10 protein-coding genes are annotated in these 13,825 nt (G+C 62.1%); 5 read left to right on the forward strand and 5 right to left on the reverse strand.

Annotated elements, in window-relative coordinates; all coding sequences use genetic code 11:
- Positions 1 to 2: 2 nt before the first annotated feature.
- The 4 genes from ADN01_RS18870 to ADN01_RS14885 all read right to left on the reverse strand — a co-directional run bounded on the left by ADN01_RS18870 (position 3) and on the right by ADN01_RS14885 (position 6,703).
- Positions 3 to 1,520 (reverse strand): serine/threonine-protein kinase, encoded by a 1,518-nt coding sequence (locus tag ADN01_RS18870; protein ID WP_082389741.1) that lies wholly within the window; start codon positions 1,518 to 1,520, stop codon positions 3 to 5.
- Between the two features lie 3 nt (positions 1,521 to 1,523).
- Positions 1,524 to 2,756, reverse strand: a complete 1,233-nt coding sequence (locus ADN01_RS14875; RefSeq protein ID WP_062418879.1) for a serine/threonine-protein kinase — start codon at positions 2,754 to 2,756, stop codon at positions 1,524 to 1,526.
- A gap of 136 nt (positions 2,757 to 2,892) precedes the next feature.
- The gene (locus tag ADN01_RS14880; RefSeq protein WP_082142849.1) at positions 2,893 to 4,854 is read right to left on the reverse strand and encodes an outer membrane protein assembly factor BamB family protein; all 1,962 of its coding nucleotides are present in this window, start codon (positions 4,852 to 4,854) and stop codon (positions 2,893 to 2,895) included.
- 184 nt (positions 4,855 to 5,038) lie between these two features.
- Entirely contained in the window at positions 5,039 to 6,703 is a 1,665-nt protein-coding gene (locus tag ADN01_RS14885) for a bifunctional serine/threonine-protein kinase/formylglycine-generating enzyme family protein (RefSeq protein ID WP_062418877.1), read from the reverse strand.
- A 198-nt stretch (positions 6,704 to 6,901) separates the two neighbouring features.
- Here ADN01_RS14885 and rpsT point away from each other — a divergent pair, with 198 nt between their 5' ends.
- From rpsT to nadD, 5 genes are all read left to right on the forward strand, one after another.
- Complete coding sequence (rpsT, locus tag ADN01_RS14890) at positions 6,902 to 7,168, forward strand: 30S ribosomal protein S20 (protein WP_062418876.1); 267 nt, start codon at positions 6,902 to 6,904, stop codon at positions 7,166 to 7,168.
- A 108-nt stretch (positions 7,169 to 7,276) separates the two neighbouring features.
- On the forward strand, positions 7,277 to 9,040 hold the full coding sequence (gene argS, locus ADN01_RS14895; protein ID WP_062418875.1) for an arginine--tRNA ligase: 1,764 nt from the start codon (positions 7,277 to 7,279) through the stop codon (positions 9,038 to 9,040).
- 126 nt (positions 9,041 to 9,166) lie between these two features.
- Positions 9,167 to 10,486, forward strand: a complete 1,320-nt coding sequence (locus ADN01_RS14900) for a cyclic 2,3-diphosphoglycerate synthase (protein ID WP_062418874.1) — start codon at positions 9,167 to 9,169, stop codon at positions 10,484 to 10,486.
- A 101-nt stretch (positions 10,487 to 10,587) separates the two neighbouring features.
- The gene (gene obgE, locus ADN01_RS14905; RefSeq protein ID WP_062418873.1) at positions 10,588 to 11,847 is read left to right on the forward strand and encodes a GTPase ObgE; all 1,260 of its coding nucleotides are present in this window, start codon (positions 10,588 to 10,590) and stop codon (positions 11,845 to 11,847) included.
- Between the two features lies 1 nt (position 11,848).
- Positions 11,849 to 12,466: a nicotinate-nucleotide adenylyltransferase gene (gene nadD / locus ADN01_RS14910; RefSeq protein WP_062418872.1), complete on the forward strand. Its 618-nt coding sequence runs from the start codon at positions 11,849 to 11,851 to the stop codon at positions 12,464 to 12,466.
- Between the two features lie 78 nt (positions 12,467 to 12,544).
- On the opposite strand, the gene ADN01_RS14915 is transcribed toward nadD, so the two are convergent.
- Positions 12,545 to 13,408: a toast rack family protein gene (locus tag ADN01_RS14915; protein WP_062418871.1), complete on the reverse strand. Its 864-nt coding sequence runs from the start codon at positions 13,406 to 13,408 to the stop codon at positions 12,545 to 12,547.
- Between the last annotated feature and the right edge of the window lie 417 nt (positions 13,409 to 13,825).

The raw sequence follows: 13,825 nt of genomic DNA on the forward strand, positions 1-13,825 counted from the left end.
TATTACCCTATCGGGGGGGCCACAGGCTTTTTTGTCTTTACTTTCTCCTTCTCTGGGGTGTGGCTTAGGGTTGGCCAAACCTGGATTGTATGGGTCATCGTGGGTGTATTCGTGATGGTTGGGGTAAGGGTTGACGTAATTGTCGCTGTGGCCGTAGGTGTAGCTGTGTGTGTATGTGTTGGTGTGGGCGTTGGCGTAGCAGTATTCGTGGGCGTTGGGGTGGGGGTTCCGTAGCGCAGCGCGGCCAGGGCGGCCTGGTGCGGGCGCCCGGCCTGGGCCAGGGTGAAGGCGCTCCAGCCGACGGCCAAGAGCAAGGCCAAAGCGGTCAGCCCGCCCGCCACCAGCATGGCCGCCCCCCAGCGCTGTTGAAGACGCTGCCAGGGGGTGGGCGCGGGTGGGTCCAGGCGGGCCAGCAGCCCGTGGGGGTCGGGCGGGGGATTGGGGCTTTGCCGCAGCCAGCGCGCTTTCTCGCGCGCCTCTTCCAGCTTTTGCCCGGCTTCGGCATACGCCGCCCCGGCGCGTTCCTGCAGCTGCACCTGTTCCAGCAGCTGGCGCACAGCCTCATTTTCGGGCTGGATGTCAGCGGCTTCTTCCAGATAAGGTCGGGCGGCGATGGGATCATGCCCGGCCAATGCCTGGCGCGCGCGGTTGAGAGCCTCATCAAACGAGCGCTGTTCCGTGGAAGCCAGGGCAGCGCGTAGGGCGCGCGCAAACTCCAGACAGGAGGCATAGCGCGCAGCGGGGTCTTTCTCTAAACCGCGCAGCACAACCTGTTCAATCTCATGGGTGACCCGCGGATGCAGGCTGCCTGGGCGGGGCGGGGCTTCACGTACGTGCTTGAGATAAATTTCCAGGGCGTTGCTGCCCTGAAAGGGGGGCGTGCCGGTGAGCAGCTCGTAGGTCATCACCGCCAGCGAATACTGGTCAGAGGTGGAGCGGGCGCCCTTGCCTTCGGCCTGCTCGGGGGAGATATAGAGGGGGGTACCTGTCAGCTCGGCGGATTGGGTGTCGGTGGATTTCTCCACCGCACGCAGCACCCCGAAATCCGCCAGGCGCGCCCGGGCACCTGGCTGGTCTAAAGGAGCCGAAAGGAGCACATTGGCGGGTTTGACATCCCCATGGACGATACCCTGGCTGTGGGCGTAATCCAGCGCTTCGGCTACCTCACCGATCAAGGAGCCGATGAGGCGCAGGTTTAAGAGACCGTGATCGCGCACCCACGAAGCCAGGTCGCCGCCGGGCATGAATTCCATCACCATGAACAGACGACTTTCAAATTCATCCAGGTCGTTGACTGGCACAATGCCGGGGTGGCGCAGGCGGGCGACGGTACGGGCCTCCTGGATGAAGCGCTCCACCGATGCAGGATCGCCAAACAAGGCCGGGTTGAGGAGCTTGATGGCGACAGTTTTCTTGAGTGAAATTTCCTCTGCCTTATAGACCACAGCAGCGGCGCCGCGGCCAATTTCCCCTAAGATGCGGTAACCGCTGAATTGAATGTCAGGTTTCTCTAAGCTCATGGTTTACCCCCTGGCCGTCAGCAGCAGAAAGGTGAAGTACAACAGCAGCCCACCCGCCCCAAAGCCCAACACCAGCCCCACCAGACCCTGGCGAAGGACCTCACGGGGAGGGAGCTGCCGGCGAGGGGCAGGACGCAGCCCCAGGGTCGGAAAAAGACCCAGGGGATCGGGATAGTTTGGGATTTTTTCCAGGGTGACCTGCCCTTTTTGACAGGCCGCCTCCCAGGCGCGCAGGCAGGTCTCGTAGACCTCGGCATTTTGGCGAGCCTCTTCCAGCCGGGCCAGCAGGGTCTGCATATCGGGGCGGCCCTGCACCAGGGTGCGCGCCGCGGAGAGCTGTTCCAGGGCCTGGCTGAACTTGTTCTCACCCAAAAGCGTTTCGGCCTGGCTCAACAGGGCGCGGGCCTGGCGGACCTTTCCGGTATCCCAGGCGGCAGCCAGAGCGCGGGCAAATTCACCGCAGGAGGGGAAGCGCGCCGCCGGTGATTTGGAGAGCGCCCTGGCCAGCACCTCGTCCACTTCGGCGGGCAGATGTGGATTGAGCGTGGAGGCGGAAGGCGGCGCCTGGGTGACATGCAGCAGGGCCAGAGCGGTGGAGTTATCCGCCGCGAAAGGGAGCTGCCCCGAAAGCAGTTCAAAAGCCACCACAGCCAGTGAGTATTGATCGGCGCGCCCGTCCAGGTTGGGCATGGCTTGGGCCTGCTCAGGTGAAACATACGCCGCGGTACCCACCATTCCGCCAATTTGGGTGAGATGCGGCTCACCGGGCATGCGCACCAGACCAAAGTCGCTGAGGCAGTATCCCCCCTCCTGGTTAATCAAGATGTTCGAGGTTTTGACATCACGATGGATGATTTTCTGTTCGTGGGCGTAATCCAGAGCGCTGGCGATCTGTTGGACAGCACGCAGCGCTTCTTCTGTCTCCAGAGGGCCGTTGATTTTGAGCTGCGTGCGCAGATCACGCAGTGGGAAATAATCCATCACCAGAGCTACCCGGTCACCCTCTTCCATCAGGCGGTGGACTTTGACGATATGGGGATGATCCAAGTTGGAAGCGGCCATGCCGTCCAGGCGGAAACGTTCACGCGTGACCGGATCGGAGGCGAAGATGGGCAGGAGCACTTTAACGGCTGCATCGGTGTGCAGGGTCAGGTGGCGGGCATGGTAGACCGTTGCAAACCCGCCCGATCCGATTTCTTCCAGAAGTTCGTATTTGCCAATGGTATTGTCCGGCATGATGCTTCCCCTCTGCAGATGAAGATTGACCTATTATAGCAGGGATTCGGGAGGGAACCGTGTCCCTGGACACCTGGTGACACCTCACCCATGTATGGATGTATTGACGAGCAAAGCCGTTGCCAGGTTTAGCTCTTTAAGGATGGGCATCGGGGACTTCGTCCCTGTCCGCCGGCAGCGCCTTCACATGCGAGACCGCGCCCACATCCCCGTGCACGCGCACCCGGCCGATAATATCTTTCAGCAAACCTACGTGGCCAAAGATTTCCACACCGTCGTAGGGTTTGACGTTCCAGGGGAAGACTTTCTGGTTATGCCAGCGCCGGCCTTCTGAATCTACATACGAGGCGTGCACGACCAGGTCGCCGCTGGTGAGGGGGTAGAGCGGGGCTTCAATTTCCACCGGCACGCCAACGGGTAAACGTTCTGCCTGTAAATGGATGCGCACCTGCAGATTGCCCGCGATGCGAAAGAGGACGTTGTGGGCGGCCGAATTTCCGCGGTTGACGACTTCAAACACGGCGGTGTAGCTGCGGTCGGAGTCACAATTTTCGGGCAGATTGACTTTGCTGAAGGTCAGGTAGGGAGCACGGCCCAACCGCTGGGCCTCGGCGCGGCAGCGGTCGGCTTGCGCCTGATCACAGGATTCTTCATACCAATCGGAAGCGCGCAGATACATGCGCACCATCAGTTCCTGAGATGGATGGCCCGCGAGGGCGTAGTTTTCTCCGGCGCGCTGAAATTCTTGGGCCAGGTCGCAGGCATTTTGATTGGGCAGCCGTTCACGCAAGCGGGCGCTCCATTCATAGCGCTCGCCTGCCTGCCAGTAGGACAGGGCGGAATGGAAATATTCGCGGCGCTCTCGGGGCGAGGCTGCGGTGACCGCAGCCAAAATGGAATATTCACCCGCCTTCTCCTGTTGACGATCCGCGGCGAGAAACCGTGCTGCCCAATCATAGCGCCCGCCGTGCCAGGGGACGGCGAAGAATTCGCCCTCCTTCGACCCGGCGTAAAAAACGCCCTCGGCGAACAGCACATCGCTGATCAGGGGGCTGCCTGATGGGAGCACGCTGGACCACACTTCATCACCGTTGCTCAGATCCAGGGCATGCAGGCCGCCGTCATGCCCGGCGCAGACGGCCAGACCCATTCCAACTGCGATGCCGCCGGTCACCCGGCGGGGCATTTGCGGGGATCGCCAAATTTCATGCCCGCTGGACAGGTCAACGCGCCGCAGGGTGTGGTCTGCCAGAGCCAGCAGGCAGCTTCCATCCGTCAGAGGCAGCGGGGCGGCGGTGATGGAAGCACCCAGGCTGTAGGTTTTTTCCAGACGCGCGTGGTGAAGACTGACCGTCACCAAACGGCCGTCTGCCAGCGGACAGAGCCAATGCCCCTTTCTTAAGATGGGGGGCGCGTTGAGAGCAGCGTCCAACGACAGGCTGCTTTGGGGCAGGATGCTGCCGTGATTGAAGGCGAATAAGGTGCATTCGCCCTCCCGGTTGAGCACCGCCAGGGTGGAATCTGCCCTGGCCAGCCAGCGCGCGCCGCGCGGGGCTGACACGCACCAGGCCGGGATGATCTGCCCGCGGAGGGTATCTACGCCCAGCACCTGACCGTTTTCGCAGGCGGTAAACAGACGATTTTCTCCGGCCAGCAGCGGCGTACCCAGGACGCTGTCTGGCAGGCCAATCTGCCAGCGCAGGGACCCACTGCGCAGATCTGCGGCTTTTAGTTCCGCGCCCAGATGCGCCAGGCCGCTGCTGGCCGCGTACAGGGAGGCACCGTCGCTCACCGGGCTGCTGCGCACGCCAGCGGTGAAGGGCAGCGGTTTTTCCCAAACGGGCTGCCCGGTTTCGGCGTGCAGTGCGCTGACCCCGCCGGAAATGCGCGCGGCCCAGGAGACGTAGATGTTTCCGCCGCGGCGCAGGGCGCAGCCCTGTGCCGCCCCGTTGAGGTGGCTCAGCCACTGGGGTTGGCCGGGCTGCATCAGGGCGTTTTGCGCGCGCCGCCAGCCGCAGGTACATTCGGCCTGGCGCGGGTCGAGGTATTCGGAACATTCCGGGCAAAACAAGATCATGGCGTTTTCCAATCTGTTCATCTGTCTTATCAGCGGTGTTGCGGTCTATACGCTGTCTATCCAGAGTTTGTAGATGATTTTTACCCCTGGGGGGCAAAGCCCCCTCGCGAAGCATCCACGTCAGGGGGTTGGCCCCCCATCAGACAACCAGAACGCCCTGCGGGCGGCAGAAACCAGAGAATCAGAAACCCGTTCAAACCGTTTCTCAGCGGGCACAACGGAAGCCGAAATCGCCGCTGCGGTTGTCGGGATTGCCCCTGACGCGATTCGCCGTGCGGATGCCGTTCGAACCACAGTTCCAAGAGCCCCCGCGAAGCACTCGGGTTTCGCCCGAACCCGGCCCAGTGGGGTTGGAAACAGCTTCAGAAGGGTACGGTCCATACCAATCCGCCACCCATTCCCACACGTTGCCGGCCATATCCAGCGCGCCGTAGGGGCTGGCCCCGGCGGGGTACTGCCCCACCGCGGTGGTACCCTTTTCATGATTATTAAAGTTCGCTAATTGCCCATTGGGGGCTTGATCCCCCCAGGGGTAAATGTGCCCGTCCGTGCCGCGGGTGGCTTTCTCCCATTCGGCTTCGCTGGGCAGACGGATGGATTGGCCGGAAACCTTGGAAGCCCAGGCGCAAAAGGCGCGGGCCTCCTCCCAGCTGACTTTTACCACCGGGTGGTTCTCTTTGCCCTGAGGGATCACCCCTTTTGACCAATGCTCAGGCGGCTTTTGGCCAGTCTGCTGAACAAAGACCTGATATTGGCGGTTGGTCACCGGGTACTTGCCGATCCAGTATTCATCCAGAATTACACGATGTTGCGGCTTTTCTTTAGAATATGCGGCTTTGTCTGAATCTGCTGAACCCATCTGGAACGCCCCGGCGGGGACGCGGCAGAATTCCATCACCACGCCATCGGCCAGCGGCACCACGAGGCGGTTTTCTTCCACTTTCGGCGCTGCGGGTTTGGGAGGCTGCGGGGGCGAAGCGGCAACAGGCGCTGGCAATTCAGCGGGTGTTTCCTGGGAGGGCGGGGTCTTTGCGGGTTGGCTGTCCCCGGCCCGCAGCCTCTCGGCCAGCTCCTGCCCGTCCCAGGGGCGCTGCTCGGGGTCCTTGGCCAGCATGACCGCCAGGAGCTCATCCAGCCAGGCGGGGGTATCGGGGCGCAGACTGCGGGCAGGCGTGCCGGGGCGCAGGCCGCGGTAGCTGCGTCCGCAGAGCAGCTCAAACAGGATCAACCCCAGGGTGTAGACGTCGGAGGCGGGGGGCAAGTAGGCGAAGGAGGTTTCCTGCTCGGGGCTCATGTAGGCGGGGGTGCCGGGATGGTGCTCGACCACGCTCAGACGGGAGCGCATGGAGGCGCCGCTGGGGATTTGGGCCAGGCCCAGGTCAGCGATTTTGGCGGAGCCGTCGGCGCCGAAGAGGATATTGCTGGGTTTGAGATCGCGGTGCACCACCTCGCGCTGATGAAGGACCGCCAGGCCCGCGGCCACCTCCCGCGCTGTGCGCGTGATTTCAGCCAGGGGAATTGGCTGACCGCATTCGCGGGCCGAGTTAATGCGCTTTTGCAGGCTGCCGCCGGGAGCAAATTCCATGGCGAGAAGCATCTCCCCCTCGGCGTCGTCAAAGTCAAACACCTGGATGAGGTGGGGGTGATTGACTTGCGCCCCGAGCTGAGATTCCAGTTGGAAGCGAGCACGGCCCTCGGCGTACAGGCTGGAGCCGATCCCCTCGGCGTCCCGGCGCAGGACTTTGAGCGCGCGGCGGACATTCAGGTGGTTGTGCACGGCCAGGTAGACCTCACCGAAGGCGCCCTGACCGAGCAGGCGTTCGATGCGGTACTTATCGAGGAGGATGTCATTGGGTTGGTAGCTGGGCATGCGGGTCCCCCTGGGGCGAGATGATACCTGTATTGTACATGCAATCGGCAGGATGCGTGCTGCTGGATCGGAAGCAATATTTGTTGAATCGCGGCGGGGGCAATTTTTGCTGGGGGCGGGGCGAATACTGGACAAAAACGCATCTGTCGGGTAAAATCCAGTGTTGCAATCGTTAAGAAGATTCAATCGGAGGAAGCTTTGGCTAACATCAAGTCGCAAATTAAGCGCAACAAGCAGAACGAAAAACGACGCGTGCGCAATCGTGTTTTCCGGGGTAAGGCTCGTACCTTTGTCGGTAAGGCTCGCCTGGCGATCAACACTGGTGATCAGGACAACGCCGCTGAGGCTGTCCGTGTGGCCGTGAGCGCGCTGGATAAGGCCGCGGAAAAGGGCATTATCCACAAGAATAACGCCGCACGCCGGAAAAGCCGGTTAATGAAGCGTTTGGCTGAGCTGCAAAGCTAAGCCTGAAAGTTTCTCCCGGACGATTCGGGATCCATCAAGCATACCGGCAGCGGGAGTTTACCTACTCCCGCTTTTGCATTTCCACCCAGTTGATCGAACGAGACGCGCATGTTTGAAGCAGAACAAGAACGAATTGGCGAACAGATCCGCACTTACTGCCAGACCCAGGGGCTGACTCTGGAAGCGGTTCAATGGAACTGGATTCCCTTCAGCGGGCATTGGGGGATTTCGCTGCCGTTTTTCCCCATCGCCGCCCAGGAATCGCGCCAGGGGCAGAAGATTAACGTGGGGGCGCGGGCGCAGGAGCTGGCCGAAGGGGCCGCGGCCCATTTGGGGCTGCCGGCGGGCTTTGAGCGGGTGGAAGCGGTGCGCGGCTATTTGAACCTGTATTTTGACAGCGGGGCCTACGCGCGGCGCGTGCTGGAGCATGTGCGCCAGGAGCAAGAGCGCTTTGGCAGCGGCGCGGCGCGCGGCGAGCAGGTGATGGTGGAATTTTCGCAGCCCAACACCCACAAGGCTTTCCATGTGGGCCATCTGCGCTCGGCCATCCTGGGCGACACCCTGGCACGCATCCTGGAATTCGCGGGCTACGCGGTCATCCGCGCCAATTACCCCGGCGATATGGGCCTGCATGTGATCAAATGGCTGTGGAATTACCAAAAATTCCATAAGGGCGAGAAGCCGCAAAAGGACATCACCCAGTGGATGGGCCAACTGTACGCCGAGGCCAGCCGCCGCCTGGAAGAAAACCCCGATCTGGAAGCCGAGGTGCGGGCGCTGTATCAGGCCTGGGACCGACGCGAGCCGGAGATCGTTGCCCTGTGGGAAGAAACCCGCCAATGGTCGCTGGAAGGCTTTCACCAGATGTACGATCTGCTGGACATCCGCTTTGACCGTTACTACTTTAACAGTCAGGCGGAGCAGCCCGGCAAGGTGATGGTGCAGGATTTGATTGAACGCGGCATCGCGCAGGATGAACGCCCCGACGGCGCGGTGATTGTGAAACTGGATGAGCTGCTGGGCCTGAAGAACGAAAAGTACCGCGTGATGGTGGTGCTGCGCTCTGACGGCACGGCCCTGTACGCCACGGAAGACCTGGCCCTGGCCAAGATCAAATTTGAAGAATACCCCCAGCTGGCGCGCTCGCTGTATGTGGTGGATGTGCGCCAGTCGCTGCATTTTCAGCAGGTGTTTAAGACGCTGGAACTGGCCGGGTATGATTGGGCAGAGCGCTGCCAGCATATCCCCTATGAGCTGGTGAGCCTGCCGGGGAATGTGGTGATGGCCTCGCGCGAGGGCACGGTGGTGCTGCTGGAAGATCTGATCCGCGAGGCGACGGAGCGCGCGCTGCAGGTGGTTTCAGATAAGAACCCCGATTTGAGCGCGGAGCAAAAGCTGGAAGTGGCCAAAGCGGTGGGCATTGGGGCGATTAAGTATCCCATGCTGGCGCGTGAGAACGCCAAGACGGTCACCTTTGATTGGCAGGCGGCTTTGGATTTCAACGGCCAGGCCTCGCCGTACATTCAATACGCGCATGTGCGCGCCAACAGCATTCTGCGTAAGCTAGGCGGGGATCTGCCCGAATTGACCGAACCGCAGCATGAGCTGGCCCCGGCCGAGGTGGAGCTGATTGAGCTGATTTCGCGCTTCCCCAAAGAGGTGCAGCGGGCGGCGGCGGAGCTGCGGCCTTTGTGCCTGGCCTCGCTGGGCTACGATCTGGCGCGTTCCTTCAGCGATTTTTACAACCAGTGCCCGGTGATTTCGGCGGAACCGGCGGTGCGCGCCTTCCGCGTGCATCTGGTGGCGGCGGCCAAGCAGGCTATGGCCAACTGCCTGAACATTCTGGGCATTCGCGCACCCGAAGTGATGTAGTTCGTTCCAGGGCTTCCCATATTGGGAAGCCTTGTTTCGGAATAGCAGTGGCAGGATCCTCATGTGCCTTTTTGGGCTGGAGTGAATCGTATCAAACCATCAGACACCAAAAGGAGAAATGCAAGCATGACCCCCATCCGTACTCTTATCATGGGCGCTGCAGGGCGCGACTTCCACAACTTCAACGTGTTCTTCCGGGATAACCCCGATTACACCGTGGTCGCCTTCACAGCCACCCAGATCCCCAACATTGACGGCCGCAAATACCCCGCGGCCCTGGCCGGTTCGCTGTACCCCGAAGGCATCCCGATTTTCCCCGAAAGCGATCTGCTCAAGCTGATCAAAGACCTGAAGGTGGATCAGGTGGTCTTCGCTTACAGCGATGTGCCGCACGAATACGTGATGCACAAGGCCTCCCTGGTGACGGCCGCGGGCGTTGATTTCCGCCTGATGGGCACCACCACCACCCAGGTGAAATCCACCAAGCCGGTGGTTTCGGTGTGCGCCATCCGCACGGGCTCGGGCAAGAGCCAGACCACCCGCCGCGTGTCCTTGATCCTGCGCGAAATGGGCTACAAAGTGGCCGCCATCCGCCACCCCATGCCCTACGGCGACCTGGTGAAGCAGAAGGTGCAGCGTTACGCCACCTATGCCGATTTGGACAAGCACGAATGCACCATCGAAGAGCGCGAGGAATACGAACCTCATCTGGATAACGGCGTGATCGTGTACGCCGGTGTGGATTACGAAGCCATTTTGCGCCAGGCCGAGCAGGAAGTGGACATCGTTTTGTGGGACGGCGGCAACAACGACTTCTCGTTCTACAAGCCTGACCTGAGCATTGTGGTGCTCGACCCGCACCGCCCCGGGCATGAAGTGGCCTATCACCCCGGCGAAACCAACATGTACCTGGCGGACGTGTTCGTGATCAACAAAGTGGACACCGCCAACCCCGATTCCGTCATCGCCGTGCGCAACAACGCCGCGCGCCTGAACCCCGATGCGGTGGTGATCGAAGGCGCTTCCCCGCTGTTCGTGGACGACCCCGAAGCCATCCGCGGCAAGCGCGTGTTGGTGATTGAAGACGGCCCGACCCTGACCCACGGCGAAATGGCCTACGGGGCTGGCTGGGTGGCGGCTCGCCGCTTTGGCGCCGCCGAAATCGTGGATCCGCGCCCCTACGCGGTCGGCTCGATCATCAGCACCTACCAGAAGTACCCCAAGACCGGTCAGATCCTGCCCGCAATGGGCTACGGCGAAGCGCAGGTGCGCGATTTGGAAGCCACCATCAACCGCGCCGAAGTGGATATGGTCATCTCGGCCACCCCGATTGACCTGACCCGCATCATCAAGGTCAACAAGCCCATGCAGCGCGTGCGCTACGAACTGCAGGAGATCGGCGTTCCTACCCTGGAAACCATCCTCAAGGCGAAGTTCCGCAAGTAGTCTTTGAATTTGGCCAGCAGGGCGGGGCCAGCCCCCGCCCTGCTGTGTGTTTAAAGCGCAGCAGGTTCTGAGAAACGTTGGAAATACGGTACAATTGACGCATGTTTATTGACGAGATCTCTATTTACGTACAATCGGGCAAGGGCGGGGACGGCATGGTGCATTTCCTGCGGCAGAAGTTCATCGCGCGCGGCGGGCCGGACGGGGGCGACGGCGGCCGGGGCGGGGATGTGATTCTGCAGGTGAACCCCAAACTGAACACGCTGGCGCATTTCCAGCAGAACGCGCGCTTCATCGCCAAGGACGGCCGCAACGGCGGGCCCACCAACATGACCGGCCGCTCAGCGGAGCACCTGATCATTCCGGTTCCGCCGGGGACGATGGTGTATGACGCGGCCACGGATGAACTGCTGGGCGATTTGGTGGAGCCAGGCCAGCAGCTGACCATCTGCAAGGGCGGGCGCGGCGGGCGCGGCAATCAGCATTTTGCCAGCTCGCGCAACCAGGCCCCGCGCACGGCTGAACGCGGCGAGCCGGGCCAGGAACGCAGTCTGCGGATGGAGCTAAAGCTGATCGCGGATGTGGGCATTGTGGGGGTTCCCAACGCGGGCAAATCCAGTTTGCTGGCGGCGGTGACCAACGCCAAACCCAAGATCGCCAACTACCCCTTCACCACCCTGGAGCCAAATTTGGGCGTGGCCCTGCTGGACCACCTGAACAGCCTGGTGCTGGCGGATATCCCCGGCCTGGTGGAAGGCGCGCACATGGGCGTGGGTCTGGGGGATGCCTTCCTGCGCCACATTCAGCGCACGCGGGTGCTGATTCACCTGCTGGACGGGATGAGCGAAGACCCGCTGGCGGATTTCAGCCAGATCAACAGCGAACTGGCCTTGTTTGACGCTGGATTGGCGAAGAAACCGCAGATTGTGGTGCTGAATAAGATGGATCAGCCAGAGGTGCAGGAGCGCTGGCCCAAGATTCAGAAAGAATTGAAGAAGCACGGCTACGAGCCGTTTGCCATCTCGGCCCTGGCGCGCACGGATGTGAACCCGGTGCTGTGGAAGGCGGTGGAGCTGCTGCAAACCGCCCCAGAGCCGACCGTGGTGGGTGAGCTGCCCGTGTACCGGCCGGAGGAAGATCCGCGCACCTTCACCGTGGAAAAGACAGACAGCGGTTATGTGGTGCGGGGGCGGGCCATTGAGCGGGCGGCGGCCATGACCTATTGGGAACATGACGGTTCGGTGCGGCGCTTCCAACGCCTGATGGAAACCCTGGGCGTGGAAGAGGCCCTGCGCAAGGCGGGCGTGGAGGAAGGCGACACCGTCACCATCGCCGGTTTCGAATTGGATTGGCAGGATTAATTTGGGCGCGCCGCGCATTGGCATTTTTGGCGGCACGTTTGACCCGCCGCATTTGGGCCATTTGATCCTGGCGGCAGAAGCCCAAGACCAGTTGGGGCTGGAGCGCCTGCTGTGGGTGCTGACGCCCGACCCGCCGCATAAGCAGGGGCAGGTGATCCGCCCCGCGGAGGTGCGGCTGCAAATGGTGCAGGCGGCGCTGGCGGATAACCCCGCCTTTGAGCTGTCGCGGGTGGAGCTGGACCGCCCTGGGCCGCATTACGCCCTGGATACGGTGCGGCTGCTGCAAGACCAGTTCCCGGATGCGGATTTGTTTTACCTCATCGGCGGGGATTCGCTGCACGATCTGCCCACCTGGCACCAACCCGCGGAATTGATCCGCGCCTGCGCCGGGCTGGGTGTCATGCGCCGCCCGGGGGATGGGGTGGATTTGGCCCATTTGGAAAGCCTTTTCCCCGGCCTGAGCGCCAAGGTGCATTTTGTGGAAGCGCCGCTGCTGGAGATCGCCTCTTCGCAGATCCGCAGCCGCATCGCGGCGGGCAAGCCCTACCGCTATTACCTGCCCGCGGGCGTGCGCGCGCTGATTGAAGAAAACGGCTGGTATCGCGAGGAAAGCACCTGAGCGCTGAACTTAACGGATATAGAGACGACCGCCCACGGTAAACCCGCGGGCGGTCGTCTTTTTGTGGTTGGAGAGGGATCAGGGCGCGTCTGCGCGGATCAGCTCCAGGCTGCCGACGCCCAATTCCACGCGGATGGTGAGCAGGGGGCCGGGGCCTTCGGCGCGGTAGGTGCTGCCGGAGATGTTCCAGGTGCCGCTGGGCGAGACGTTGTTCAGCCCGCCGCTGACGATGACCTCGGCGTTGGTTTCCGCGGGAATGCGCAGGGTGGTGCTGCTGACCCCGCCGGTGATGCGCACGTTAGCGGGCTGGAGCAGAGTGCCGCCGAAATCGAGCTGATAGGAGCCCGCGCCGCCTTCAAAGGTCATTTCTTGAAAATTGGCGTTGGCCAGGCCGCTGAGGCTGATGCTGGAGGCGCCGGTTTTGAAGGACAGCAGGCGCATGACCTGCGGGTTGGGCTGGGTGAAGGACACGTTCAGGCTGCTGGCCCCGCTGGACATTTCCAGGCGGGTGATGGGCAGGCCGGACAGATCCAGGGAGCCGTCGTAGGCCCCGGCATTGACCTCCAGCTCAAAGGGGGCGGCGCCGCCGAGGCGCAGATCCCATTCGTTGACGATGTCGTTGTTGGGGAATTGGGCGGTCAGGCTGGTGGGCTGCAAGAGGCTCAGGCGGCCGTCCTGGCGGGTGACTTTGGGCTGCCAGGAGTCGACGTTGCAGCGGATTTCGCCGTCCACGAAGGTTTTGGCCCCTGGGGCCAGAGTCAGCCGGCCGGCGCCCATTTCGATGAGCAGGCGGGCGGGGGCTGCGCCTTCGGGCAGCGGCTCGGCCAGGGTGAGGGTTTGGGTGGCGCCGGTGTTGACCGTGCGCACGGTGGGGACGGTGATGGTGCAGGCCAGGCTGGGCAGGATCAGTAGGAGCAGCATGGCGGTGATTTTTTTGAGCATAGGGTACCTCCGGTCTGAGATGGATCAGACATGAGCTGGGTTAAGAGTGCGGTGTCATTACGGGTGAAGTGAAGCAATCTGCTGCCTCCTCGTATGTCATTGCGAGCCGCGCAGCGGCGAAGCAATCTGCTCGCTGAGGTAGAGATTGCTTCGCCCCAAAAAACCGGGGCTCGCAATGACATGGCGGGTGATGAGCGTAGCGAAGCAATCTACACGCCGTGAAAGCAGAGCTGTGGGGGATGAACCGCGAAGGCGCGAAGGGCGCGAAGCAATCTGCTGTCTCCTCGTATGTCATTGCGAGCCGCGCAGCGGTGTACCCTCGCACTTCGAGGGCCAAGCAATCTGCTCGCTGAGGTAGAGATTGCTTCGCCCCAAAAAACCGGGGCTCGCAATGACATGGCGGGTGATTGTATGCTG

The sequence above is a fragment of the Levilinea saccharolytica genome (assembly GCF_001306035.1).
Classification (GTDB): Bacteria; Chloroflexota; Anaerolineae; order Anaerolineales; family Anaerolineaceae; genus Levilinea; species Levilinea saccharolytica.